The sequence below is a fragment of the Streptomyces sp. NPDC030021 genome (genome assembly GCF_055574035.1).
The window spans coordinates 273,840-298,875 of sequence record NZ_JBVIAH010000003.1 but is presented as its reverse complement, the minus strand read 5'-3'; the positions used below and the strand labels follow the sequence as shown (position 1 = coordinate 298,875).

General features: G+C 72.3%; 17 protein-coding genes and 1 pseudogene. 10 read left to right on the top strand and 8 right to left on the bottom strand.

Going from position 1 to position 25,036, the window contains the following annotated elements; all coding sequences use genetic code 11:
• Window positions 1–85: 85 nt before the first annotated feature.
• Window positions 86–739, bottom strand: a complete 654-nt coding sequence (locus tag ACZ4YL_RS07435) for a hypothetical protein (RefSeq protein ID WP_468114461.1) — start codon at window positions 737–739, stop codon at window positions 86–88.
• 167 nt (window positions 740–906) lie between these two features.
• Window positions 907–2,457, bottom strand: coding sequence for an MFS transporter (locus tag ACZ4YL_RS07430; protein WP_468114459.1), 1,551 nt, complete (start codon window positions 2,455–2,457; stop codon window positions 907–909).
• 146 nt (window positions 2,458–2,603) lie between these two features.
• On the opposite strand from ACZ4YL_RS07430, the gene ACZ4YL_RS07425 reads away from it, so the two are divergent.
• Window positions 2,604–3,605, top strand: coding sequence for an Lrp/AsnC family transcriptional regulator (locus ACZ4YL_RS07425; RefSeq protein ID WP_468114457.1), 1,002 nt, complete (start codon window positions 2,604–2,606; stop codon window positions 3,603–3,605).
• Between the two features lie 19 nt (window positions 3,606–3,624).
• Here ACZ4YL_RS07425 and glgP read toward each other — a convergent pair whose 3' ends face one another.
• Together glgP and ACZ4YL_RS07415 are read right to left on the bottom strand one after the other, a co-directional pair.
• Window positions 3,625–6,261 carry an alpha-glucan family phosphorylase gene (gene glgP / locus ACZ4YL_RS07420; protein ID WP_468114455.1) on the bottom strand — a complete coding sequence of 879 codons (2,637 nt, stop codon included), beginning with the start codon at window positions 6,259–6,261 and terminating at the stop codon, window positions 3,625–3,627.
• Between the two features lie 120 nt (window positions 6,262–6,381).
• Window positions 6,382–7,251: a hypothetical protein gene (locus ACZ4YL_RS07415; protein ID WP_468114453.1), complete on the bottom strand. Its 870-nt coding sequence runs from the start codon at window positions 7,249–7,251 to the stop codon at window positions 6,382–6,384.
• A gap of 17 nt (window positions 7,252–7,268) precedes the next feature.
• Between ACZ4YL_RS07415 and ACZ4YL_RS07410 the strand changes: the two genes are divergently transcribed.
• Window positions 7,269–8,177 carry an ADP-ribosylglycohydrolase family protein gene (locus tag ACZ4YL_RS07410; RefSeq protein ID WP_468114451.1) on the top strand — a complete coding sequence of 303 codons (909 nt, stop codon included), beginning with the start codon at window positions 7,269–7,271 and terminating at the stop codon, window positions 8,175–8,177.
• A gap of 84 nt (window positions 8,178–8,261) precedes the next feature.
• Here the strand turns inward: ACZ4YL_RS07410 and ACZ4YL_RS07405 are convergent.
• A pseudogene (locus ACZ4YL_RS07405) lies at window positions 8,262–8,468 on the bottom strand (helix-turn-helix transcriptional regulator); the annotation flags it as partial.
• Window positions 8,469–8,965: 497 nt separating this feature from the next.
• Between ACZ4YL_RS07405 and ACZ4YL_RS07400 the strand changes: the two are divergent.
• From ACZ4YL_RS07400 to glgB, 4 genes are all read left to right on the top strand, one after another.
• Window positions 8,966–10,960: an alpha-1,4-glucan--maltose-1-phosphate maltosyltransferase gene (locus tag ACZ4YL_RS07400; RefSeq protein WP_468114450.1), complete on the top strand. Its 1,995-nt coding sequence runs from the start codon at window positions 8,966–8,968 to the stop codon at window positions 10,958–10,960.
• Window positions 10,957–12,675: a maltose alpha-D-glucosyltransferase gene (treS, locus tag ACZ4YL_RS07395; protein WP_468114448.1), complete on the top strand. Its 1,719-nt coding sequence runs from the start codon at window positions 10,957–10,959 to the stop codon at window positions 12,673–12,675. Before ACZ4YL_RS07400 ends, treS begins: the two co-directional genes overlap by 4 nt.
• Window positions 12,676–12,910: 235 nt before the next feature.
• Window positions 12,911–14,362 carry a maltokinase N-terminal cap-like domain-containing protein gene (locus ACZ4YL_RS07390; protein ID WP_468114446.1) on the top strand — a complete coding sequence of 484 codons (1,452 nt, stop codon included), beginning with the start codon at window positions 12,911–12,913 and terminating at the stop codon, window positions 14,360–14,362.
• Window positions 14,359–16,668, top strand: a complete 2,310-nt coding sequence (glgB, locus tag ACZ4YL_RS07385; protein ID WP_468114444.1) for a 1,4-alpha-glucan branching enzyme — start codon at window positions 14,359–14,361, stop codon at window positions 16,666–16,668. Before ACZ4YL_RS07390 ends, glgB begins: the two co-directional genes overlap by 4 nt.
• Before the next feature lie 213 nt (window positions 16,669–16,881).
• Here glgB and ACZ4YL_RS07380 read toward each other — a convergent pair whose 3' ends face one another.
• Together ACZ4YL_RS07380 and ACZ4YL_RS07375 are read right to left on the bottom strand one after the other, a co-directional pair.
• The gene (locus ACZ4YL_RS07380; protein WP_468114443.1) at window positions 16,882–17,223 is read right to left on the bottom strand and encodes a thioredoxin family protein; all 342 of its coding nucleotides are present in this window, start codon (window positions 17,221–17,223) and stop codon (window positions 16,882–16,884) included.
• A gap of 25 nt (window positions 17,224–17,248) precedes the next feature.
• Complete coding sequence (locus tag ACZ4YL_RS07375; RefSeq protein ID WP_328788661.1) at window positions 17,249–17,641, bottom strand: MerR family transcriptional regulator; 393 nt, start codon at window positions 17,639–17,641, stop codon at window positions 17,249–17,251.
• A 333-nt stretch (window positions 17,642–17,974) separates the two neighbouring features.
• Between ACZ4YL_RS07375 and ACZ4YL_RS07370 the strand changes: the two genes are divergently transcribed.
• Window positions 17,975–18,658: a helix-turn-helix domain-containing protein gene (locus ACZ4YL_RS07370; RefSeq protein WP_468114441.1), complete on the top strand. Its 684-nt coding sequence runs from the start codon at window positions 17,975–17,977 to the stop codon at window positions 18,656–18,658.
• 146 nt (window positions 18,659–18,804) lie between these two features.
• Here the strand turns inward: ACZ4YL_RS07370 and ACZ4YL_RS07365 are convergent, their stop codons facing one another.
• Window positions 18,805–19,830, bottom strand: a complete 1,026-nt coding sequence (locus ACZ4YL_RS07365; RefSeq protein WP_468114440.1) for an ATP-dependent 6-phosphofructokinase — start codon at window positions 19,828–19,830, stop codon at window positions 18,805–18,807.
• 224 nt (window positions 19,831–20,054) lie between these two features.
• Here ACZ4YL_RS07365 and pta point away from each other — a divergent pair, with 224 nt between their 5' ends.
• The 3 genes from pta (at window position 20,055) to pyk (ending at window position 24,911) form a co-directional block, all read left to right on the top strand.
• Entirely contained in the window at window positions 20,055–22,145 is a 2,091-nt protein-coding gene (gene pta / locus ACZ4YL_RS07360) for a phosphate acetyltransferase (RefSeq protein WP_468114438.1), read from the top strand.
• A gap of 59 nt (window positions 22,146–22,204) precedes the next feature.
• Window positions 22,205–23,419: an acetate kinase gene (locus ACZ4YL_RS07355; protein WP_468114436.1), complete on the top strand. Its 1,215-nt coding sequence runs from the start codon at window positions 22,205–22,207 to the stop codon at window positions 23,417–23,419.
• Between the two features lie 61 nt (window positions 23,420–23,480).
• Window positions 23,481–24,911 (top strand): pyruvate kinase, encoded by a 1,431-nt coding sequence (gene pyk, locus ACZ4YL_RS07350; RefSeq protein ID WP_468114434.1) that lies wholly within the window; start codon window positions 23,481–23,483, stop codon window positions 24,909–24,911.
• Window positions 24,912–25,036: the final 125 nt, after the last annotated feature.

The following is a 25,036-nucleotide window of genomic DNA, read 5'->3' as shown; positions in this document are numbered from 1 at the left end:
TAGACCACGGGGCCGCCCGGGAGGAATCCTCCCCGGGCGGCCCTGTTCCATGGGCCCGGCTCCGCCGGGACCTGCGCTACCCGTGTCAGCCCAGGGCGCGGAAGAGGGCGGTGAGGAAGTCTTCCTCCTCCTCTTCCTCGTCGTCCCGGTTCTGGTTCTGGTCCTGGTTCTGGTTCTGGTCCTGGTTCTGGTCGGTCTGGTCGTCGCGCGACTGGTCGTCCCGGCCCGGCCCGGTGCCGTTCCCGCCATTGCCTCCGTTGCCGCCGGTCTGGTCCTCGTCGGCCTCGTCGTCCCGCGGCCGGTCGTCCCGGCCCGGCCCGGTGCCGTTCCCGCCGTTCCCGCCGTTGCCGCCGGTGTCGCCCCGGCCCGGGTCCTCCCCGTCCACCGGCTTGAAGTAGACCGAGACGACTTCCACCCGCCTCGCACTCTCCCCCGGCTTCAGCACCTTCTCCGCCTCGCCGTTGCAGCTGCGGTTGTCGAAGAGGACCGCCAGCGACTCCGTCTCGTTGTGCACCTCGATGGCGGGCTCGTCGCGGGAGGTGCGCGTCAGCAGGTAGCAGGTGTCGTTGTCGGCGGGCCGGAGCTGGCCTCTTCTCTCCGAGCCGGCCGCGTCCAGGTACTGGTAGTGCAGCGTGCCGAGGGCGCGTTCGCCGTGGTCGTCGGCCACCGACGGGCCGGCGGTGGGCAGGGCGAGCGCGAGAGCGCCGACGAACACGGCGGCAGTCGAGCGAAGACGCATGGGGGAGTCCGTTCCTCGGGTTCCGCGGATACCGGTCCGGTGGCATCCTCGGGCAGCGTAGGAGCGGAGGAGGCCGCTGAATCGATTCGGCATGCCCAGTACGTTCGAAGGTTCACCCGTGAGGTCCTGGCCGTACGGCCCTCCGCACGGTCTCCCTGCGTATTGCCTCAGTTCCGTACGGCCGGTGCCCCCGCCGGGTCCTCGGCCCCGGTGGACTGCGTGCGGGGCCGCGGGAGCGGAGCTGCGGCGGCCGGCGTCCCGCCACGGAGCAGGAGGAAGACCGCCAGCGCACCGGCCAGCCCCATCGCGGCCGAGACCAGGAACGTCTCGCGCAGACCGCTCGCGAAGGCGGCCTCCACCAGCCCCGTCAGCGCCTCGCGGGCCGCGCCCGCCGGGGCTTCGGCGAGCACCTGCCCGGCGCCGCCGGAGGCCAGCGGCTCCGCCAGCCCCCGGCCGCCGTCACCGAGCCCGGAGCGCAGCCCCGCGTGGAAGACCGCGCCGAGCACGGCGATGCCGAGGGCGGTGCCCAGCTGGCGCGCGGTGTTCAGGGCGCCGCCCGCCATGCCCGCCCGGGCCGGGGCCACGGCCCCCATCGCGGTGGCGGCCAGCGCCGGGGTCGCGGCGCCCACCCCTACGCCGGTCACGAGCAGCCCGGGCACCAGGGCGGTCCAGCCGTCCCCGGCGTCGAGCATCCAGGCCTGGAGCAGCGCGCCGAAGCCGATCAGCAGCAGTCCGCCGCCGATGGTCAGCCGGGGCGGGACCGCGTGCAGCAGCCGTCCGGCCACCGCGGCGACGACGAAGCCGGCCGCGCTGAGCGGCAGCAGCACCAGGCCCGCGCCGACCGGGCTCATCCCCTCGGCGGACTGCAGCCAGAGGGAGACGTACATGAGGTACGAGAACGCGGCGCCCGACAGCAGCAGTCCGGCGGCCATGACGGCGACGAAGGTCCGGCTGCGGAAGAGCGAGAGGTCCAGCATCGGGCGGGTGCTGCGCAGTTCGACGAGGACGAAGGCGGCGAAGGCGGCCACGCCCAGGCCGAGCAGGCCGAGGGTGGTGGGCGAGCCCCAGCCGTTCTCGCCGACGCGGATCACGGCGTAGGTGACGGCCCCGGCGCCCGCGGTGAAGGTGGCCATGCCGGGCAGGTCGAGGCGCCCGGCGTGCGGGTTGCGGGACTCGGCCACCGCCTTGAGGGTGACGAACACGGCCAGCGCGCTGACGGGCAGGTTGATGAAGAAGATCCAGCGCCAGCCGAAGTTCTCGGTGAGCAGCCCTCCGATGATCGGCCCGGCCGCGGCGGCGGCGCCGTTGACCGCGCCCCAGACGCCGAAGGCCACCCCGCGGTCGCGGCCCTGGTAGGACGCGCTGAGCAGGGCCATGGTGGTGGCGAACATGGCGGCTCCGCCGATGCCCTGGACGGCGCGGAAGGCGATCAGCTCGGCCGGGCCGGTGGCCAGCCCGCAGGCGAGCGAGGCGGCGGCGAAGAGCCCGAGCCCGATGAGGTAGACGCGGCGGCGGCCGATCCGGTCGGCGAGCGAGCCCGCTCCCAGCAGCAGGGCGGCCAGGGCGAGGGCGTAGACGTCCATCACCCACTGGAGGCCGGCGAATCGGGTGTGCATGTCGGCGGACATGTCGGGCAGGGCGACGGTCACGATCGTGACGTCGACCAGGAGCATGAATGCCCCGAGGCAGACGGCCGTCAGGGGCAGCCATTTGCGCATGGGAGTTCTCCTCGGGTTTGCGGAGGGGCGGGGTCGCGGGCGGGTCCGCGGTGACCCCAAGGTCCCACTGCCCACCTCCCCTCCCCCATCCAGCGGCCCGCTCCTGCCGGATTTCCTTCATCAAGGCCCCTGCCATGATGGAAACCATGAACGAGCCGCAGCTGGACGCACTCGACCAGTCCCTGGTGCACGCCCTCGTGATCGACGGCCGGGCCTCCTTCAGCCGGCTCGCCGAGGTGCTGGAGGTCTCCGACCAGACCGTCGTACGCCGCTACCGGCGGCTGCGGACCGCCGGTCTGGTCCGGGTGGTCGGGCTGCCGCAGGGCAGCCGCGTCGGCCTGTTCGAGTCCTGGCTGCGGGTGCAGTGCGCCCCCGACGCGGCGCTCCCGGTGGCCGAGGCGCTCGCCCGCCGCCCGGACATCGCGTGGGTGACCCTGAACTCGGGCGGCACGGAGGTCCACTGCATGACCCGGGCCCGTACCCGCAGGGACCGGGACACCCTGCTGCTGGAGAAGCTGCCGCGCACCCGCCGGGTGACCGGCATCAGCGCCCACACCATCCTGCGGAAGTTCTTCGGCGGGCCCGACTCGTGGGCGGGCGTGGACGTGCTGCGCCCGGATCAGATCGCGGCCCTGGAACGGCCCGCGGCCCCGCCCGGGCCGGACCGGTACGCCCTGGACGAGACGGAGTTCGCGCTGCTCGCGGTGCTGGGCCGGGACGGCCGCGCCGGGTATCCGGAACTGGCCCGCGCCACCGGGCTGTCGGAGTCGACCGCCCGCCGGAAGGTGGAACGGCTGCGCGATCTCGGGGCGCTCTTCTTCGACGTGGAGTTCGTCCCCTCGCTCTTCGGCTACGAGGCCGAGGCGACGATGGTGCTGACCGTCCCGCCGGCCCGGCTGGCGGAGGTGGGGGCCGCGCTGGCGAGCCACCGCGAGGTGCCGTTCGCGGCGGCCGTGACCGGGGCGGCCTCCCTGATGGCGGTGGTCGTGTGCCGGGACACCGACGCGCTCTACACGTACCTGACCGAGCGGATCGGCGCGGTGGACGGCGTGGGGCAGGTGGAGGTGATCCCGGCCCTGCGCAGCGTCAAGCGGGCCGGGATGCTCGTGGAGGGCGAGCGGCTGGTGGATCCGCCGCCCGCCCCCTGAACCGGTACCGTCACGGTGCCTACCGCAGGAGTACCCCGCCCCCCGCGTCCGTCTCCACCGGGGCCGCGACCAGGCCCAATTCCGCCGGGGTCGCCAGCAGCGGGTGCGCGGGCAGGATGCGCACCGTGTAGCCGAAGGGCCCCGTACGGTCGAGGGCGAGCGGTCCCTCGTACACCCAGCGGCCCTCCAGGTCGGGCCCCGCGGCCGACTTGAGCGGGAAGCTGCGCCCGTCCCGGATCACGTCCTGCGGGTCCACCCGGCCGGCGAAGGCCTGTACCTCCACGTCCTCGGGGGTGAGCGTGTCCAGCGCCACCTGCACGCGCAGGGTGAGGGTGGCACCCAGTTCGGCGGTGCCGTTGACCGGAGCCGCCGCCAGCGTCTCCACGTGCTCGACGGAGAGCCGCGGCCAGGCCGCCCGGACCCGCCCCTTCCACCAGGCGAGGTCACGCGCCGCACCGGCGTCCAGGGCCCGGTGGGCGAGCGCGGCCGGCGTGTACAGCCGCTCCACGTACTCCCGGACCATCCGTCCGGCGAGCACCTTCGGCCCCAGCGAGACGAGCGTGCGCCGGACCATCTCGATCCACCGCACCGGGAGCCCGCTGCGGTCGGCCCGGTCGTAGAACCGGGGCGCGACCCGGTTCTCGATCAGCTCGTAGAGGGCACTCGCCTCCAGGTGGTCGCGCCGGTCCTCGTCCGCGCCGAGCCCGTCGGCGGTCGGGATGGCCCAGCCGAAGTCCGGCTCGAACCACTCGTCCCACCAGCCGTCCAGCACGGACAGGTTGAGGCAGCCGTTCAGGGCAGCCTTCATCCCGCTCGTGCCGCAGGCCTCCAGGGGGCGCAGCGGATTGTTCAGCCAGACGTCGCAGCCCGGGTAGAGCTTCTGCGCCATGGCCATGCCGTAGTCGGGCAGGAAGACGATCCGGTGCCGTACCCGCGGGTCGTCCGCGAAGCGGACCAGTTCCTGCACGAGCCGCTTCCCGCCGTCGTCGGCCGGGTGCGCCTTGCCCGCCACCACGATCTGCACCGGCCGCTCCGGGTCCAGCAGCAGCCTGCGCAGCCGGTCCGGGTCCCGCAGCATCAGCGTCAGCCGCTTGTACGAGGGCACGCGCCGGGCGAAGCCGATGGTCAGCACGTCGGGGTCGAGTACGGAGTCGACCCAGCCCAGTTCGGCCGCGGCGGCCCCGCGCTGGCGCCACGAGGCGCGCAGCCGGTCCCGTACCTCCTGCACCAGCTGCTCGCGCAGTACCCGGCGCAGGTCCCAGACGTCCTGGTCCGGGATCTCGGCGACCGCGTCCCAGCGCGGGGAGCCGCCGACCGACAGGGCGTCCTCGGTGCGGCCCGGGCCGATCTGGCGGGCGCCGAGCCGGACCACCTCGGGGGCCACCCAGGTGGGGGCGTGCACCCCGTTGGTCACGGAGGTGATGGGCACGTCGGCCGGGTCGAAGCCGGGCCACAGCCCGGCGAACATCTCCCGGCTGACCGCGCCGTGCAGGGTGGACACCCCGTTGGCCCGCTGGGCCAGGCGCAGGCCCATGACGGCCATGTTGAACACGCCGGGGTCGCCGCCGGGATAGGTCTCGGCGCCCAGTTCCAGGATCCGCTCGACCGGTACGCCGGACAGTTCCCCGCCCTCCCCGAAGTGCCGGGCGACCAGTGCGCGCTCGAAGCGGTCGATCCCGGCCGGGACGGGGGTGTGCGTGGTGAACACGGTCCCGGCGCGCACCGCCTCGACGGCGCCGTCGAAGCCGAGGCCCTGCTCCCGCTCCAGTTCCCTTATGCGTTCGAGCCCGAGGAAGCCGGCGTGCCCCTCGTTGGTGTGGAAGACCTCGGGATCGGGATGGCCGGTGATCCGGCAGTACGTGCGCACCGCGCGCACGCCGCCGATGCCGAGCAGCATCTCCTGGAGCAGCCGGTGGTCGCTGCCGCCGCCGTAGAGCCGGTCGGTCACCTCGCGGGCCGCGGCGTCGTTGTCCTCGACGTCGGAGTCCAGGAGCAGCAGCGGCACGCGGCCGACACGGGCCTGCCAGATGTGGGCCTGCAGGGTGCGTCCGCCGGGCAGGGTCAGTGAGACGCGGGCGGGGGTGCCGTCGTCCTGGCGGAGCAGGCCGAGCGGGAGTTCGTTGGGGTCGAGGACGGGATAGTGCTCCTGCTGCCAGCCGTCGCGGGAGAGCGACTGGCGGAAGTAGCCGTGGCGGTAGAGCAGGCCCACCCCGATGAGGGGGACGCCGAGGTCGCTGGCGGCCTTCAGGTGGTCCCCGGCGAGGATGCCGAGGCCGCCGGAGTACTGCGGCAGGGCGGCGGTGATGCCGAATTCGGGGGAGAAATAGGCGATGGCGGCGGGCAGTTCCGCGCCGTTCTCCTGGCTCTGGTACCACCTCCCGCCGTTCACGTAGTCGTCGAGGTCGGCCGCGGCGACGGCGAGCCGGCGCAGGAACCGGCGGTCCGCGGCCAGTTCGGCGAGCCGGGCAGCGGAGACCGCGCCGAGCAGCCGGACGGGGTCGCCGCCGGCGGCCTGCCAGCCCTCGGGGTCGACGGATTGGAAGAGTTCACGGGTCTCGGAATGCCACGACCAGCGCAGATTGCGCGCGAGCTCGGTGAGCTGCAGCAGGGGTTCCGGGAGGACGGGGCGCACGGTGAATCGACGGATAGCCTTCACGTGTTCCACCTTCGCAGGGGATTACGGATCGGAGCGGCCGCACCACGCTGTGCACCCGCGCATCACCCCGGGAAGGCTAGCGGCGCCCGCGGGTTCCGGCCATGGCCCCTCCGGCGGGGCTCACCGGCCGCTGCCGGCCCGGTCCTCCTCCAACAGGTCGTCCAGATACGGCCGCAGCACCTCCGGCAGGGCGGCGCGGTCCATCGTGCGCAGCAGGGCGAACGCCGGTTCCGCCAGGAAGTGGCCCAATGCGAGCAGTGCGTGCAGGTGGGACTCCAGCGCATCGTGGTCCTGCTCCCGCACCGCGGCCCGGGCCAGTGCGCCGCACAGGTAGCGGCCCACCTCGGGCGCCCAGGAGTGCGGCCAGTCCGCGATGGCGTCGGCGGCGGACCACCGGGTCCGGGGGTCGGCCGAGCGCAGGCCCGGTGCGTACTCCCGGGCCCTTGGATCGGCGTCCAGGCGGTCCCACTCGGCCAGCTCCCGCGCACCGGACCCGGACAACAGCACCCGGGCCGTGCAGCCGGGGTCCAGCCGGTCCACGGCCCTGCCGTAGACCTCGATCCGCTCCAGGACGACCCACGCCCCGCCCGGGGTGCGCAGCCCGAGCCCGGAGTGCGGGGCTCCGCGCAGGCAGCGCACGACGACCCGGGTCGCGTCGCCGACGGGTTCCGCGGGCCCGGAGATCTGCAGCCGGGCGGCCCGGACGAGCAGCGCGGCCAGGACCGGGGAGTCGGCGCAGCGGCCGGCGAGGCTGACCAGCGCGGCGTCGCCGAGGGCCGGTTCGACGGCGGGCAGGGCGTCGATCTGTGCTGCCAGGGCGGCCGGGTCGTCCTCGCGGCCGACGGCTTCGGCGAGCGCGGCGGCCAGGTACCGCTCCTGGTCCGGGCCCCAGGCGACGTCCACCGCCCGGCGTGCGGCGGCCTCCCGCCGCCGGGGGTCGGCCGCACGCAGCTGTGCGCCGATCAATTCGTGCAGTGCCTCCGAGTCCATGTGGCATTGTCCCCCGTATGGATGACAGGTCGGGCGCGGCACGGGACAGCCTGGAGGGGCTGGTGCTCGGGGACGCCTTCGGGCAGAGCTGGTTCGTACGGGACGCCGGGGCCGGCGAGCGGTGGCTGGCCGGGCGCGAGCTGCGTCCGGGGCCGTGGAAGTGGACGGACGACGGGGCGATGGGGCTCGTCCTGCACGCGCATCTGGTCCGGTACGGGGAGGTGCGCCCGGCGGAACTGGCCGCGGCCTTCGCCGCCGAGTACGCGCGGGACGCGTACCGCCAGTACGGGGCCTCGATGCACGAGGTGCTGGAGCGGATCGGGGCCGGGGAGGACTGGCGGGCCGTCACCGGCGAGCAGTTCGGCGGCCAGGGCTCGTGGGGCAACGGGGCGGCGATGCGGGTGGCTCCGCTGGGGGCCTTCTTCCACGGTGACATGGACGCGGTGGTGGAGCAGGCGCGGCGTTCGGCGCTGGCCACGCACGCGCACCCGGAGGCCGTGGCCGGTGCGGTGGCGGTGGCGGTGGCGGCCGCGCTGGCGGCCGCGGGCCGGGGCGGGCCTGCGCCGCGGCGCCCGGATTTCCTGCGGGAGGTGGCCGGCCGGGTGCTGCCGGGACAGGTGCGGGACCTGCTGCTGACGGCGGCCGGGCTGCCGGCCGGTACGACCGTACGGGAGGCCGCGGAGCGCCTCGGTTCGGGCTGGCGGATCTCGGCGCCGGACACCGTGCCGTTCGCGCTGTGGTGCGCCGCCGGGGAGCCGGACGACGTGGCCGAGGCGCTGTGGCGCACGGTGGAGGGCTGGGGTGACCGCGACACCACGTGCGCGATCGCCGGCGGTGTGGTGGCCGCCCGCGCGGGCCTGTCCGGCGTCCCGGCCGACTGGTGGTCCCGGGCGGAGCCGGCCCGGATCCCCGGCGGGACCGCGTAGCGGCCCCCGGCGGACCCGTCCCTCAAGGCGTGTCGGGGTGCGGGCGGTCCGCCGCCCGGGCCTGCGCGCGCCGTTCGTGGGGCTGATGCCGTACGCCTCGCGGAAGGCGCGGCTGAAGACAACGGCGCTGCCGAAGCCCCAGCGGGCGGCCACGGCGTGGACGGGCCGGTCGAACAGTTCGGGCCGGACGAGGTCGGCGCGGCAGTGGTCCGGCCGGCGCCGGCGGACGGTGGCCGCGACGCGCTCCCGGGCGGCCGGACCGTGACCGTCGTCCTCGACCGCATCGTTCAAGACCCCCTAATCACCGGTCACTCGCGCCTCTCGGCATGACGGGGCCGTTGTCCCCCGGCACAGCCCTCGCCGGCCCTCCGGGCGGGGTGCGCGGGGCCCGTGGGACAGGTGGTTCCCGCCCCGTCCGCGCCGGGGCTTCGTCAAGTCGGCGGCCTCTACGTCACCTAGTCCCGGCCGACTTGACGGAGCCCCGGCGGATGTCGACCCGGGCCTTGGTATCGGCCGTGCCACTACGTACGAGTAGTTAACCGAGCGCGCGGATTGGGCGGGGTGAGAGTGGGAAGGGCTCCCCGGGTACACGTCGTACACGCACGGCGCACCCGCCCACAAACCCTCTCCCCGCCACCCGAGTGAACGCGGACAGGAGCGGCCATGCCCGCAGCCCAGCCGTCCACTGAGCGGCTAGAAACAGAGCGAACAGAGCGTGCACTACCGGTCGCCTTCGCGGCCGGCCTGTTGTCACCGAGCCCTGCGAACTGCCCCCAGGTGATCCCATCATGATCGGTCGCATTCCCGTGCTGGACGTCCGCCCCGCCGTCGACTGCGGCGCCAGACCCGCAAAGGCGGTCGTGGACGAGGTCTTCGAGATCTCCGCCACCGTGTTCCGCGAAGGACACGACGCTGTCGCCGCCCACCTCGTCCTGCGTGATCCGGGCGGGCGGCTGCGGGCCCCCGTGCCGCTGAGCGAACTCGCCCCCGGCACCGACCGGTGGGGGGCCAAGGTCTCCGTCGAGGTCGAGGGGAGGTGGACGTACACCGTCGAGGCGTGGAGCGATCCGGTGGCCACTTGGCGGGCCCATGCCGCGATCAAGATCCCCGCCGGGATCGACACCGGGCTCATGCTGCTGGAGGGCGCGGAGCTCTACGAGCGGGCCGGGGCCCGGATCCCCAAGCGTGACGGGCGCGAGGCCGTCCTGGCCGCCGCCGGGATCATGCGCGACGAGGACCTGCCCGCTGCCGAACGGTACGAGGCCGCCCTCGACCCGTCCGTGGACGCCGCGTTCGCCAGGCGCCCGTACCGGGAGCTGGTCACCGCCTCCAAGTCCCTGCCGCTGCTGGTGGAGCGCAGGCGGGCCCTCTTCGGTTCCTGGTACGAGATGTTCCCGCGCTCCGAGGGAGCGGTGCTGGAGCCCGGCGAGGCCCCGGTCAGCGGGACGTTCCGGACCGCCGCCGAGCGGCTGACCGCGATCGCGGCGATGGGCTTCGACGTGGTCTACCTGCCGCCCATCCACCCGATCGGGTCCACCTATCGCAAGGGTCCGAACAACACTCTTTCCGCCGGAAGTTGGGACCCGGGCGTGCCGTGGGCCATCGGCTCCACCGAGGGCGGGCACGACGCGGTCCACCCGGAGCTCGGCACGATCGAGGACTTCGACGCCTTCGTCGGGCGCGCCCGCGAGCTGGGCATGGAGATCGCGCTGGACTTCGCGCTGCAGTGCTCCCCCGACCACCCGTGGGTGGAGAAGAACCCGCAGTGGTTCCGCCACCGGGCCGACGGGACGATCGCGTACGCCGAGAACCCGCCGAAGAAGTACCAGGACATCTACCCGATCCACTTCGACACGGACATGGCCGGCATCGTCGAGGAGACCTGCCGGATCCTGCGGCACTGGATGGACCACGGTGTCCGCATCTTCCGGGTCGACAATCCGCACACCAAGCCGGTCGTCTTCTGGCAGAAGGTGATCGCGGACATCAACAAGTCCGACCCGGACGTGATCTTCCTGGCCGAGGCCTTCACCCGGCCCGCGATGATGCGGGCGCTGGCCGCCGTCGGCTTCCAGCAGTCGTACACGTACTTCACCTGGCGCAACACCAAGGCCGAGCTGACCGAGTACCTGACCGAGCTGGCGGACACCCCCTCCGCCTCGGTCATGCGGCCGAACTTCTTCGTCAACACGCCGGACATCCTGCACGAGTACCTGCAGCACGGCGGCCGTCCCGCCTTCGAGGTCCGGGCCGTCCTGGCCGCCACCCTCTCCCCCGCCTGGGGGGTCTACGCCGGCTACGAGCTCTGCGAGAACACCCCGGTGCGGGAGGGCAGCGAGGAGTACCTGAACTCCGAGAAGTACGAGTTCCGGCCGCGCGACTGGGCCGCCGCCGACCGCACCGGCGCCACCATCGCCCCGCTGATCACCGCGCTGAACCGGCTGCGCCGCCGCAACCCCGCGCTCCAGCAGCTGCGCGACATCCACTTCCACTCGACCGACAACGAACAGGTGATCGCCTATTCGAAGCACGCCGGAGCCAATTCCGTACTGGTGGTCGTCAACCTCGATCCGCACCACACCCAGGAGGCGACAGTGTCGTTGGACATGCCGGTACTCGGCCTCGACTGGCACGGGTCCCTCGCGGTGCGCGACGAGCTCACCGGCGAGACCTATCACTGGGGCAGGGCGAACTACGTGCGCCTAGAGCCGGGCCGAACGCCCGCGCACGTACTGGCCGCTCTGCGACCGTCCCCGCCCACCGGAGGGTCACCCACCACATGATGATCAACGATCCCGTCCACGACACCTTCGAGGACACCCCCGCCAAGGACCGCGATCCCGACTGGTTCAAGCGGGCGGTCTTCTACGAGGTCCTCGTCCGCTCCTTCCACGACAGCAACGGCGACGGCGTCGGGGACCTCAAGGGGCTCACCAGCAAACTGGACTACCTCCAGTGGCTCGGTGTCGACTGCCTCTGGCTGCCGCCGTTCTTCGCCTCACCCCTGCGCGACGGGGGTTACGACGTCGCCGACTACACCTCCGTGCTCCCCGAGTTCGGCGACCTCGCCGACTTCGTGGAGTTCGTGGACGCCGCGCACACCCGCGGCATGCGGGTGATCATCGACTTCGTCATGAACCACACCAGCGATCAGCACGAGTGGTTCCAGCAGTCACGCAAGGACCCGGACGGTCCGTACGGCGACTACTACATGTGGGCCGACAACGACAAGCAGTACCAGGACGCCCGCATCATCTTCGTCGACACCGAGACCTCCAACTGGACGTACGACCCCGTACGCAAGCAGTACTACTGGCACAGATTCTTCTCCCACCAGCCGGACCTCAACTACGAGAACCCGGCCGTGGTGGAGGAGATCGTCTCCGCCCTGCGCTTCTGGCTCGACCTCGGCATCGACGGCTTCCGCCTCGACGCCGTGCCCTACCTGTACGCCGAGGAGGGCACCAACTGCGAGAACCTGCCCCGCACCCACCAGCTCCTCAAGCGGGTCCGGGCCGAGATCGACACGCACTACCCGGACACCGTGCTGCTCGCCGAGGCCAACCAGTGGCCCGAGGACGTCGTCGACTACTTCGGCGACTACGAGAAGGGCGGGGACGAGTGCCACATGGCCTTCCACTTCCCCGTCATGCCGCGCATCTTCATGGCCGTCCGAAGAGAGTCCCGCTACCCGGTCTCCGAAATCCTGGCCAAGACCCCGGCGATCCCGGACCGCTGCCAGTGGGGCATCTTCCTGCGCAACCACGACGAGCTCACCCTCGAAATGGTCACGGACGAAGAGCGTGACTACATGTACGCCGAGTACGCCAAGGACCCTCGGATGCGGGCCAACATCGGCATCCGGCGCCGGCTCGCCCCGCTCCTGGACAACGACCGCAAGCAGATGGAGCTGTTCACGGCCCTGCTGCTGTCGCTGCCCGGTTCGCCGGTGCTCTACTACGGCGACGAGATCGGCATGGGCGACAACATCTGGCTGGGCGACCGCGACGGCGTCCGCACGCCGATGCAGTGGACCCCGGACCGCAACGCCGGTTTCTCCTCGTGCGATCCGGGCAGGCTGAACCTGCCGGTCATCATGGACCCCGTCTACGGGTACCGGGTCACCAACGTCGAGGCCGCGATGTCCTCGCCCGCCTCGCTGCTGCACTGGACCCGGCGCCTGATCGAGGTCCGCAAGGCGAACCCGGCCTTCGGACTCGGCTCGTACACCGAACTGCCGTCGTCGAACCCGGCGGTGCTCGCGTTCCTGCGCGAGCACGGGGACGACCTGGTGCTGTGCGTGCACAACTTCTCGCGCTTCGCGCAGCCCACCGAGCTCGATCTGCGGTCGTTCAACGGACGGGTCCCGGTGGAGCTCACGGGTGATGTGCGCTTCCCGCCGATCGGCGAGTGGCCGTACCTGCTGACCCTGGCGGGCCACGGCTTCTACTGGTTCCGGCTGCGGACCGAACGGCGCAGCGAACTGCGCGCCGAATAGCCGGGAGCCGGTCCGGGGGCGAGTGAGCCGAAGGAGCGCGCCCGCGAGCCAGGCTCACGGCGCTCCGGAGGCGAACCGAGCCTTCACACCAGGGGGCGGGCAGCTCGAATGGGTCAATCGCCCGCCCCTGTACGGACCATCCTGACCCGACACTCGCACATGCCGGATAAGCAACTGCCGCGCATCCGGGACACTCTGCGCATTCTGTGACGGCCCGGGGAAAGGACGCGACGCCATGTCGGAGGCTGCATCCGCCCGGAGCCGGCTGACGGCCGACCGGGCCGCCGGGATCGCTCCACTGGAGCCGATGCTCAGGGCCTGGCTGCCCGCTCAGCGCTGGTTCGCGGGCAAGGGCCGCACCATCAGCAGGCTCAGGACCGTCTCGGCGGCTGAACTGCTGCCGCCGGGATCCACCCCCGGCCTGCTGCACCTGCTCCTCGACGTCGACGGGGACTGCTACCAACTGCTGCTGGGCATCCGCCCGTCCCTGCCGCCCGCCCTCGCGCCCACCCTCATCGGCCATGCCGACGACGGTCCGTACGCGGGCCGGGCGGTCTACGAGGCGCTGGGCGATCCCCGGCTCGCGGCCATGCTGCTGGAACGGCTGCGCTCCCCCGGGGTCCTCGGCCCGCTGCGCTTCGACCGGGACCCGGCCACGCCGATCCCGGCGGGGCTCACCCCCCGTCCGCTGTCCGGCGAGCAGACCAACTCCTCGCTCATCTACGGAGATTCGTTCATCCTGAAGGTGTTCCGCCGGGTCGGCCCCGGGGTCAACCCGGACCTGGAACTGCCCAGGGCGCTGGCCGCCGCCGGCTGCACCCGGGTCCCGGCACCCGTCGCCTGGTACGAGGCCGAGCCGCCCGGCAGCGAGCCGCTGACCCTGGGCGTGCTCCAGCCGTACCTGCGCGGCTCCGACGACGGCTGGCAGCTCGCGCTGCGCCGGCTCGGCGCCGGGGCCGACTTCACCTCCGAGGCGCACGCGCTGGGCCGGGCCACCGCCGAGGTGCACAGCGCGCTGGCCGCGGCGCTGCCCACGGTCGCGCTCGGCCCGGAGCAGACCGCCCGGCTCGCGGCGGGGATGACGGCCCGGCTGGCCGCCACCGCCCGGGAGGTACCGGCGCTGCGGCCCTACGAGGCGGGGCTGCGGGGCGCCTTCGACGCGCTGGCGGCCTCCCGGGGGGCGGGGGTGCCTGCCCAGCGGATCCACGGGGACCTCCATCTGGGTCAGACCCTGCGCACCCTCGACGGCAGCTGGTCGTTGATCGACTTCGAGGGCGAGCCGGCCCGGCCGCTGGCCGACCGGCGCCGTCCCGAACCGGCGGTGCGCGACATCGCCGGAATACTGCGCTCCTTCGACTACGCCGCCCGCTCGCACCGGCCGTTCGCCCCCGCCTGGGCGGACGACTGCCGGGCCGCCTTCTGCGAGGGCTACGCCCGCACCACCGGCCGGGACCCCCGCGAGGATCCCGTGCTGCTGCGCGCGTACGAGACCGACAAGGCGGTGTACGAGGCCCGCTACGAGTCCCGGCACCGCCCCGACTGGCTGCACGTCCCGATGGCCGCGATCCGGCGGCTCTCGGAGCCCGTACGGCCCGCCCACCGCGTGCCGCCGACCCCGTCCGCCCCCGGCTCCATCTCCCCCCACCCCCACCCCCACCCGAAGCCCCCGAGGAGGCCGCTCGCGTGAGCGCCGCACGACAGCCGTCACCGACCGTCCGCGACGAAGCCGCACCCGCCCCCGCTCCGGCGGCGGCGGCACCGGCGAAGAAGGCCCGGGCGCCCCGGGCCCGCCGCGCCGCCCCTCCACGCGGCGTCCGGCCGGCACCCGCACTCGGCACGGACGAACGGGCCCGGCTGCTGGAGGGCCGCCACCACGATCCGCACGCGGTGCTGGGGGCCCGTGCCCAGCGGGGCGGGGTGGCCTTCCGGGTGCTGCGCCCCTATGCCAAGGCGGTCACCGTCGTCGCGAAGGGGCTGCGGGCCGAGCTCCTCGACGAGGGCGACGGGCTGTTCTCGGGGCTGCTGCCGCTGACCGGCGTGCCGGAGTACCGGCTGCTGGTCACGTACGACAGCGACGAGATCGAGATCCACGACCCCTACCGGTTCCTGCCCGCCCTCGGCGAGCTGGACCTGCACCTGATCGGCGAGGGCCGCCACGAGCAGCTGTGGAAGGCGCTCGGTGCCGAGCCGATGGAGCACCAGGGCGTGGCCGGGACCCGCTTCACGGTGTGGGCGCCGAACGCCCAGGGGGTCCGGGTCACCGGGGACTTCTCGTACTGGGACTCCGTCGCCTACCCGATGCGCTCGCTCGGCTCGACGGGCGTGTGGGAGCTGTTCCTGCCCGGGGTGGGCGCCGGAACGCTCTACAAGTACGACATCACCCGCCCGGACGGCAGCCACACCCTGCGCGCCGACCCGATGGCCCGGTCGGCGGAGGTCCCCCCGGCGAACGCCTCGGTGGTCACCTCCTCCCGGTACGAGTGGCAGGACGCGGCGTGGATGGCCGGGCGCGGTGCCCGTCCCCCGCACCAGGCCCCCTTCTCGGTGTACGAGCTGCACCTGGCGTCCTGGCGGCCGGGGCTCTCGTACCGGCAGCTCGCCGAGCAGCTGCCCGCGTACGTCAAGGAGCTGGGCTTCACGCACGTGGAGCTGATGCCGGTCGCCGAGCATCCGTTCGGCGGCTCGTGGGGCTACCAGGTCACCGGCTTCTACGCGCCGACCTCGCGGATGGGCACCCCCGACGACTTCCGCCTCCTCGTGGACGCCCTGCACCGGGCCGGGATCGGGGTGATCGTCGACTGGGTGCCCGCGCACTTCCCGCGCGACGACTGGGCCCTCGCGGAGTTCGACGGACGGCCGCTGTACGAGCACCAGGACCCGCGGCGGGCCGCGCACCCGGACTGGGGGACGCTGGAGTTCGACTACGGCCGCAAGGAGGTCCGCAACTTCCTCGTCGCCAACGCCGTGTACTGGTGCGAGGAGTTCCACGTGGACGGCCTGCGCGTGGACGCGGTGGCCTCGATGCTCTACCTCGACTACTCGCGCGGCGAGGGCGAGTGGGCGCCCAACGAGCACGGCGGGCGGGAGAACCTGGACGCGGTCGGCTTCCTCCAGGAGATGAACGCGACCGTGTACCGGCGCTGCCCGGGGGTGGTGACCATCGCGGAGGAGTCCACGGCGTGGACGGGCGTGACCCGGCCGACGGACGGAGGCGGGCTCGGCTTCGGCCTGAAGTGGAACATGGGCTGGATGCACGACACCCTGCGCTACATGTCGAAGGAGCCGGTGCACCGCAAGTACCACCACCACGACATGACCTTCGGGATGATCTACGCCTTCAGCGAGAACTACGTGCTGCCGATCTCGCACGACGAGGTGGTGCACGGCAAGGGTTCGCTGGTGTCGAGGATGCCCGGGGACGACTGGTGGCAGCGGCGAGCCTCGCACCGCGCGTACCTGGGCTTCATGTGGGCCCACCCGGGCAAGCAACTGCTCTTCATGGGGCAGGAGTTCGCACAGGGGTCGGAGTGGTCGGAGGTGTACGGGCCGGACTGGTGGCTGCTGGACTCCTCCTACGCGGCGGCCGGTGACCACCGCGGCGTACGGGACCTGGTGCGCGACCTGAACCGCACGTACACGGGGGCGCCCGCCCTGTGGGAGCGGGACACCGTGCCGGAGGGCTTCGCCTGGGTGGAGGCGGACGCCGCGGAGGACAACGTCTTCGCGTTCCTGCGGTACGCGCAGGACGGCTCGCAGCTCCTGGCGGTGTCGAACTTCTCGCCCGTGGTCCGGCACGGCTACCGGATCGGGGTGCCCGAGGAGGTGCCGCTGTGGCGGGAGGTGCTCAACACCGACCTGGAGGTCTACGGCGGCAGCGGCATCCACCACACCCAGCCGCTGCGGCCGGAGCCGGTTCCGGCGCAGGGCCGTCCGGCGAGCCTGCGCATGACCCTCCCGCCGCTGGCGACGGTCTGGTTCCGGCCACAGGGCTGAGCCCGCGGGGGCTCGGGGCCGGGGCTAGGGGGTGTCTTGTCGATCAGGCCGGATCAGGGAGCGGTGGCGGGTGCCGTGGATCGCAAGGCGGACGAGGGAGGCGACGCGGCGCGTCGCCGACCGAGGACAACGCGGCGCGTCGCCGACCGAGGACAACGCGGCGAGGCGCGGTGCCCGCCACCGCGAGCCCGGCCTGATCGGCAAGACACCCCCCTAGGCCGTGGCGAGCTGCTCCTCCAGTTCCTGGAGCAGCCGGCGCTTGGCCCGGGCCCCGACCATCTGCTGGACGGGCTCGCCGTCACGGAAGACGAGCAGGGTCGGCATGGACAGCACCCCGTACCGGATGACGGCCCCGGGGTTGCTGTCCGCGTCGATCTGCACGACCTTGAGCCGGTCGGCCTCCTCGGCGGCGATCGAGGAGAGTACGGGGGCGAGCTGGCGGCAGGGGCCGCACCAGTCCGCGGTGAACTCCACGAGGACGGGCCGTCCCCGCTCCCCGAGCACCTCGGCCTCGAAATCCGCGTCGGTCACCTGCGCCACACCGTGAGCCTTCATACCACCGTCCCTCTCGTCCATCCGGTCATCCGGTCATCTCGCACTTCGGCACGGCCGCTTCGCCGGCCGCCCGTTCCGCGTCGGCCAACTGCCGCCCGAGCTGCTCGCGCACGTCGGCCAGCTGGCCGATCAGGCCGTCCAGCTCGGCGAGCTTGCGCCGGTAGACGGCGAGCGAGGCGGGGCAGGAGTCCCCGGCCGGATGGCCGGCCCGCAGGCAGTCCACGAAGGGCCGGGTCTCCTCCAGCTCGAAGCCGAAGTCCTGGAGCATGCGGATCTGGCTCAGCAGCCGCAGGTCGTCCTCGTCGTAGGTCCGGTAGCCGTTGCCGGCCCGCCGCGCGGGGAGCAGCCCGCGCGACTCGTAGTACCTGAGCGTCCGGGTGCTGGTCCCCGCCCGCTCCGCCAGTTCGCCGATGCGCATGGAACGACCGTATTCCTTGACGCCGACGTCAAGGCAAGGAAAGGGCGGGGAAGGGGGCGGGGCCCTCGCCACCCCCGTCGGCGAGGGCCCCGGAAAGGATCACGCAGAAAACAGCCGGCCGGTTCGGATTGTGCGAAGACTGTGAGAGGTCTTGCATCGACGGGCGTTGGCTGGAACCGTACATATGGAAAAGATCTTCCGACTCACCGATTACCGGACAGTCGCCCGGAAACCCGGCGAAAGGCCTTGACTTCATAGGACGTTCCTACGAGGTATGGGCTTGTTTGTTTGGTCTGTAGGCGCCGCAGCCTGGCCACTTCTACGGTGTGCGGTGTGCACTCCAGCCCACCTTTCAATGCCCCCGCCGCGCGTCGCCTGCGCGCGGCCCTGGGCATGGCTCCCGGACATGTCGCCTACGGCCTGCGTGCCCAGTACGGACTCGTCGTCGCGCCCGAGACCGTGATGGCCTGGGAGCGTGGCGAGATATCACCTTCCTCCGCCGAGCTCACGGCTCTCGCGGGCGTCCTGTGGTGTGCGCCCGGCGAACTGCTCGCCGAACCGGTCACCCTGCGGGAGCACCGGGTCGCCCGGGGGCTCGCGGCGGACGACCTGGCCCGCCGGATCGGACTGGAGACGAGCTCGTACCAGAAGATGGAGGACACCGGGCGCTGGAAGGGCAACGAACGGCAGTCCGCCGCCCTGGCCACGGTGCTGGGTCTGACGCTGGCCCAGTTCGTGACGGCGACCGGCAAGCACGAGGAGCTCGCCGACCTGCTGCGCAGTGCGGTGACCACGCGCTGGCAGGCGTACGTGAAGCCGCTGGGCAAGCTGCTGCCGATCCCCAAGCACCATCTGGAGGGGGTGCTGGAGCAGCTGCACGGCGACTACCAGTCGCGGATGGTGGCGACGCTCAGCTGGGGCGGCGGCCAGGGCGAGGCCGGCAGCGGGGACGCGGGCCGGGAGTTCCTCGCCGAGATCGTGGACCGGTTCTGGCACCTCGCGGGCGGTGCGGCGTAGGACGAGCGCATCGGGCGGACCACCGGCACCGGCGGACGGCCCCGGACCCGGCGCGGACGCGCGGGGACCGGGGCCGTCCGGCCTCGGAAGCCGGGGAAGCCGGGGAAGCCGGAGAAGCTGGGTCGCAGGTCCCGTCCGGGCCGGCGTCAGAAGACGGATTCGGCCTCGTACATGCGCTTCTCGGGGACGGTCTTCAGCTCGGTGACCGCCTCGGCGAGCGGGGCCATCACGACGTCGGTGCCGCGCAGGGCGGTCATGTTGCCGAAGTCGCCTCGGTGGACGGCCTCGACGGCGTGCCAGCCGAAGCGGGTCGCGAGCACCCGGTCGTAGGCGGTGGGGGTGCCGCCGCGCTGGACGTGGCCGAGGATGACGGGGCGGGCCTCCTTGCCGAGGCGGTGCTCCAGTTCGATCGCGAGGCGGTTGCCGATGCCGGCGAAGCGCTCGTGACCGTACTGGTCGATCGCGCCCTTCTCGTACGGCATGGAGCCCTCGGCCGGGTGCGCGCCCTCGGCCACGCAGATCACGGCGAACTTCTTACCGCGGGCGAACCGTTCCTCCACCATCTTCACCAGGGCGTCCACCTCGAAGGGGCGCTCCGGGAGGCAGATGCCGTGCGCACCGCCGGCCATGCCGGACTCCAGGGCGATCCAGCCCGCGTGGCGGCCCATGACCTCGACGACCATCACGCGCTGGTGCGATTCGGCGGTGGTCTTCAGGCGGTCGATCGCCTCGGTGGCGACCATGACGGCGGTGTCGAAGCCGAAGGTGCGGTCGGTGGAGGAGATGTCGTTGTCGATGGTCTTCGGTACGCCCACGACCGGCACCCCGGCGTCCGACAGCATCCGGGAGGCGGTCAGGGTGCCTTCGCCGCCGATCGGGATGAGGGCGTCGATGCCGTAGCGCGTCGCCAGCTCCTGGGCGTTCTCGGCGGCTTCGTGGAGACGGGCGCGTTCCATGCGCGCCGAACCGAGGATCGTGCCGCCGCGGGCGAGGATGCCACTGACGGCATTGATGTCGAGGGGGCGGAAATGGCCGTCGAGGAGGCCCTTGAAGCCGTCCTCGAACCCGATGACCTCATCTCCGTGCCCGACCAGGGCGCGGTGTACGACCGACCGGATGACAGCGTTGAGGCCCGGACAGTCGCCGCCTGCGGTGAGAACTCCGATACGCATCGTGCTGTGTCTCCTGCCGTACGTATGAAGGGCGTAATGGTGAAGCCTGTCCGATTGTTCCACGGGCCCGGGACGCCGCACGTTTTCGGCGGCCGTGCCCCGAAGGCCTTCCGGCCCTCCCGGCCAGGCCTTTTTCCGGGGGGCGCCCTATCCATTGACAGAGGTATTGTCAAGAGGTCGAGCCAGACCAAAATGACATTCACAGCAAGGGACGGAGAGCGGGCGTGACGCGCAGCGTGTACGTGACCGGTATCGAGCGGGGGGACGGCCGGCAGGTCGTCGAGCTGGGAATCATGGAGCTGCTGACCCGGCAGACGGGCCGGGTCGGCGTCTACCGTCCGCTGCTGCACGACGCACCGGACCAGCTCTTCGACCTCCTCAAGGGCCGCTACCGGATCGATCAGGACGCCGCGGCGGCCTACGGCATGTCCTACCAGGAGGCCTCGGCGATCCTGGCCGAGAAGGGCACCGACGAGCTGGTCTCGCAGCTGGTCGACCGCTACCACCGGGTGGCCCGCGACTACGAGGTCATGCTCGTCCTCGGCACCGACTACGCGGAGACCAACCTCCCCGACGAGCTGGCGCTCAACGCCCGCCTCGCCAACGAGCTGGGCGCGGTCGTCGTGCCCGTGGTGGGCGGCACCAAGCACCACGCCGAGGCCGTGCGCGCCGAGGCCCGCAACGCCTACCGCGCCTACGAGACCCTGGGCTGCCACGTCGTCGCGATGGTCGTGAACCGGGTGGCCGCGGAGGACCGCGACGTCATAGCCGAGCGGCTGGCCGCCCGGCTGCCCGTGCCCTGCTACGTGCTGCCGGACGACAAGTCGCTCTCCGCCCCGACCGTCGCCCAGATCACCCGGGCGCTCGGCGGTGAGGTGCTCCTCGGCGACGAGGCCGGGCTGGCCCGCGACGCCCTGGACTTCGTCTTCGGCGGCGCCATGCTGCCGAACTTCCTGAACGCCCTGACCCCCGGCTGCCTGGTCGTCACCCCGGGGGACCGCTCCGACCTGGTCATCGGCGCGCTGGCCGCGCACACCTCCGGCACCCCGCCGATCGCCGGTGTCCTGCTCACCCTGAACGAGCGCCCGGGCCAGGACATCCTGACGCTGGCCTCGAAGCTGGCGCCGGGCACGCCCGTGGTGTCGGTGGCCGGCAACAGCTTCCCCACCGCCACCGAACTCTTCTCGCTGCAGAGCCGGTTGAACTCCGCGACCCCGCGCAAGCTGGAGACCGCGCTCGGCCTGTTCGAGCGGCACGTGGACACCGGCGAGCTGCGCGGTCTGTTGTCGGTGGCCCGCTCGGAGCGCGTCACCCCGATGATGTTCGAGCACGAGCTGCTGGAGCGGGCCCGCTCGGACCGCCGCCGCGTCGTGCTGCCCGAGGGCGCCGAGGAGCGCGTGCTGCGCGCCGCGGACGTGGTGCTGCGCCGGGGGGTCTGCGACCTGACCCTGCTGGGCGACGAGCAGGCGATCCTGAAGAAGGCCGCCGCCCTCGGCGTCGACATCTCCGGCGCCCAGCTCATCGACCCGGCGACCTCCCCGCTGCGGGAAGGTTTCTCCGAGTACTACGCCCAGGTCCGTGCCCACAAGGGGATGACCGTCGAGCTGGCGGGCGACGTGGTCACCGACGTCAACTACTTCGGCACCCTGATGGTCCAGCGGGGCCTGGCCGACGGCATGGTCTCCGGTTCGGTGCACTCCACCGCGGCGACCATCCGCCCGGCCTTCGAGATCATCAAGACAAAGCCGGAGGCGTCCATCGTCTCCTCGGTCTTCTTCATGTGCCTGGCCGACCGGGTCCTCGTCTACGGCGACTGCGCGGTCAACCCGGACCCGAACGCCGAGCAGCTCGCCGACATCGCCGTCCAGTCGGCCGCCACGGCGGCCGCCTTCGGCGTCGAGCCGCGGATCGCGATGCTCTCGTACTCGACCGGCACCTCGGGCAGCGGGGCGGACGTCGACAAGGTGCGCAAGGCCACCGAGCTCGTCCGCGAGCAGCGCCCGGACCTGCAGATCGAGGGGCCGATCCAGTACGACGCGGCCGTGGAGCCCTCGGTCGCGGCGACCAAGCTGCCCGGGTCCGAGGTGGCCGGCCGCGCGACGGTGCTGATCTTCCCCGACCTCAACACCGGCAACAACACGTACAAGGCCGTGCAGCGTTCGGCGGGCGCGGTGGCGGTCGGCCCGGTCCTCCAGGGTCTGCGCAAGCCGGTCAACGACCTCTCGCGCGGTGCGCTCGTCCAGGACATCGTCACCACCGTGGCCATCACGGCGATCCAGGCGCAGGGCGCGCCGGCGCCCACGGCCACCGCCTGATCCCCCCGCCCTCCCCCACCGCCCTCCCCCACCGCCCGCGACAAGGAAAGACCCTCATCGTGACCGCATCGCGCGTACTCGTCCTCAACTCCGGCTCCTCGTCGGTCAAGTACCAGCTCCTCGACATGGCGGACCGGTCCCGGCTCGCCGCCGGCCTGGTGGAGCGCATCGGCGAGGAGACCTCCCGGCTGGTGCACGAGCCGCTCGCGGGTCCGGGCGCCGCCGCCGGCCGGCGGGAGCGGCTCGGCCCGATCGCGGACCACGGGGCCGCGCTGAAGGCCGTGGCCGCGGAGCTGGCCGCGGACGGGACGGGTCTGGACTCGCCCGAACTGGCGGCGGTGGGGCACCGGGTGGTGCACGGCGGGACGCGGTTCACCCGGCCGACCGTGATCGACGACGAGGTGCTGGCGGAGATCCGGAGCCTGATTCCGCTGGCTCCGCTGCACAACCCGGCGAACGTGACGGGCATCGAGGTGGCGCGCTCGCTGCGCGCGGACCTTCCCCAGATCGCCGTCTTCGACACGGCCTTCCACGCGACGATGCCGGAGCACGTGGCGCGGTACGCGATCGACGCCGCGACCGCCGACGCGTACTCCATCCGGCGGTACGGCTTCCACGGCACTTCCCACGCCTACGTGTCGCGGGCGACGGCCCGGCTGCTCGGCAAGCCGGTGGAGGACGTGAACGTGATCGTGCTGCACCTCGGCAACGGCGCCTCCGCCTCGGCCGTGCGGGGCGGGGTGTGCGTGGAGACGTCCATGGGCCTGACCCCGCTGGAGGGGCTGGTCATGGGGACCCGTTCGGGCGATGTCGATCCGGCGGTCGTCTTCCACCTGGCGCGGGTGGGCGGCTTCTCGGTGGATGAGATCGATTCGCTCCTGAACAAGAAGAGCGGTCTGCTGGGCATGTGCGGCGACAACGACATGCGCGAGGTGCTGCGGCGCGCGGGCGAGGGCGACGAGGCGGCGAGCCTCGCCTTCGCCGCGTACGTCCACCGGCTGAAGAAGTACATCGGGGCCTACACGGCGGTGCTCGGGCGGGTGGACGCGGTGACCTTCACGGCCGGGGTCGGCGAGAACGCCCACCAGGTCCGCGAGGCCGCGATCGACGGCATGGCCGCGCTGGGCCTGGCGCTGGATCCGGAGGCCAACGCCGTGCGCTCGGCAGAACCCCGGCTGGTCTCGGCGGAGCATGCCCGGGTGGCGGTGGCGGTGGTCCCGACGGATGAGGAACTGGAGATCGCCACCCAGGCGTATGCGCTGGTTACCCGCTAGTCACTTGGACTTTCCGCCAGACGGAATATTCCGCTACGAAACAAACCGATAGGATCCAGTCATGCGCCGTTCCAAAATTGTCTGCACGCTGGGCCCCGCCGTCGACTCGTATGAGCAGCTGAAAGCGCTCATCGAGGCAGGTATGAACGTGGCCCGATTCAACTTCAGCCACGGGTCCCAGGCAGAACACCAGGAGCGGTACGACCGCGTCCGGCAGGTCTCCGAGGACACCGGGCGCGCCGTCGGCGTCCTCGCCGACCTCCAGGGCCCGAAGATCCGTCTGGAGACCTTCGCCGAGGGTCCCGTCGAGCTGGTGCGCGGTGACGAGTTCACCATCACCACCGATGACGTCCCGGGTGACAAGTCCATCTGCGGCACCACCTACAAGGGCCTCCCGGGCGATGTCGCCAAGGGTGACCAGATCCTGATCAACGACGGAAACGTCGAGCTCCGGGTGACCGAGGTCGAGGGCTCCCGGGTCCGGACCATCGTCATCGAGGGCGGTGTCATCTCGGACCACAAGGGCATCAACCTGCCGGGTGCCGCCGTGAACGTCCCCGCCCTGTCGGAGAAGGACGTCGACGACCTCCGTTTCGCCCTGCGGATGGGCTGCGACATGGTCGCCCTGTCCTTCGTCCGCGACGCCAACGACGTCAAGGACGTCCACAAGGTGATGGACGAGGAGGGCCGCCGGGTCCCCGTCATCGCCAAGGTGGAGAAGCCGCAGGCCGTCGAGAACATGGCGGCCGTGGTCGACGCCTTCGACGCGGTCATGGTGGCCCGTGGTGACCTCGCCGTCGAGTATCCGCTCGAAAAGGTCCCGATGGTCCAGAAGCGGCTCATCGAGATGTGCCGCCGCAACGCCAAGCCGGTGATCGTCGCGACCCAGATGATGGAGTCGATGATCACCAACTCCCGCCCGACGCGCGCGGAGGCCTCCGACGTCGCCAACGCCATCCTCGACGGCGCGGACGCGGTCATGCTGTCGGCCGAGTCCTCGGTCGGCGCCTACCCGATCGAGACCGTCAAGACGATGTCGAAGATCGTCACGGCGGCCGAGGAGGAGCTCCTCTCCAAGGGCCTCCAGCCGCTGGTCCAGGGCAAGAAGCCCCGTACCCAGGGCGGCTCCGTCGCCCGTGCGGCGTGCGAGATCGCGGACTTCCTCGACGCCCAGTCGCTGATCGCCTTCACCCAGTCCGGCGACACCGCCCGACGCCTGTCGCGCTACCGCGTGACCCAGCCGATCCTGGCCTTCACCACCGACGTCAACACCCGCAACCAGCTCACGCTGAGCTGGGGCGTGGACTCGTACGTCGTCCCGCACGTGGACACCACCGACGCCATGGTCGACCTGGTGGACGGCGAGCTGCTGAAGCTGGGCCGCTACAACGAGGGCGACACCATGATCATCACCGCCGGCTCGCCCCCCGGTGTCCCCGGCACCACCAACATGGTCCGCGTCCACCACCTGGGCGGCGACACCCGCGCCTGACACCACGGGCCCTGCTCGACCTCTGCCGCACAGAGACCGAGGGCGGCACCCCGGATCCACGAAGGATCCGGGGTGCCGCCCTCGGCGTTTGTCCCGGCCCGGCGATCCTGTGGGTTCCCTGTGCG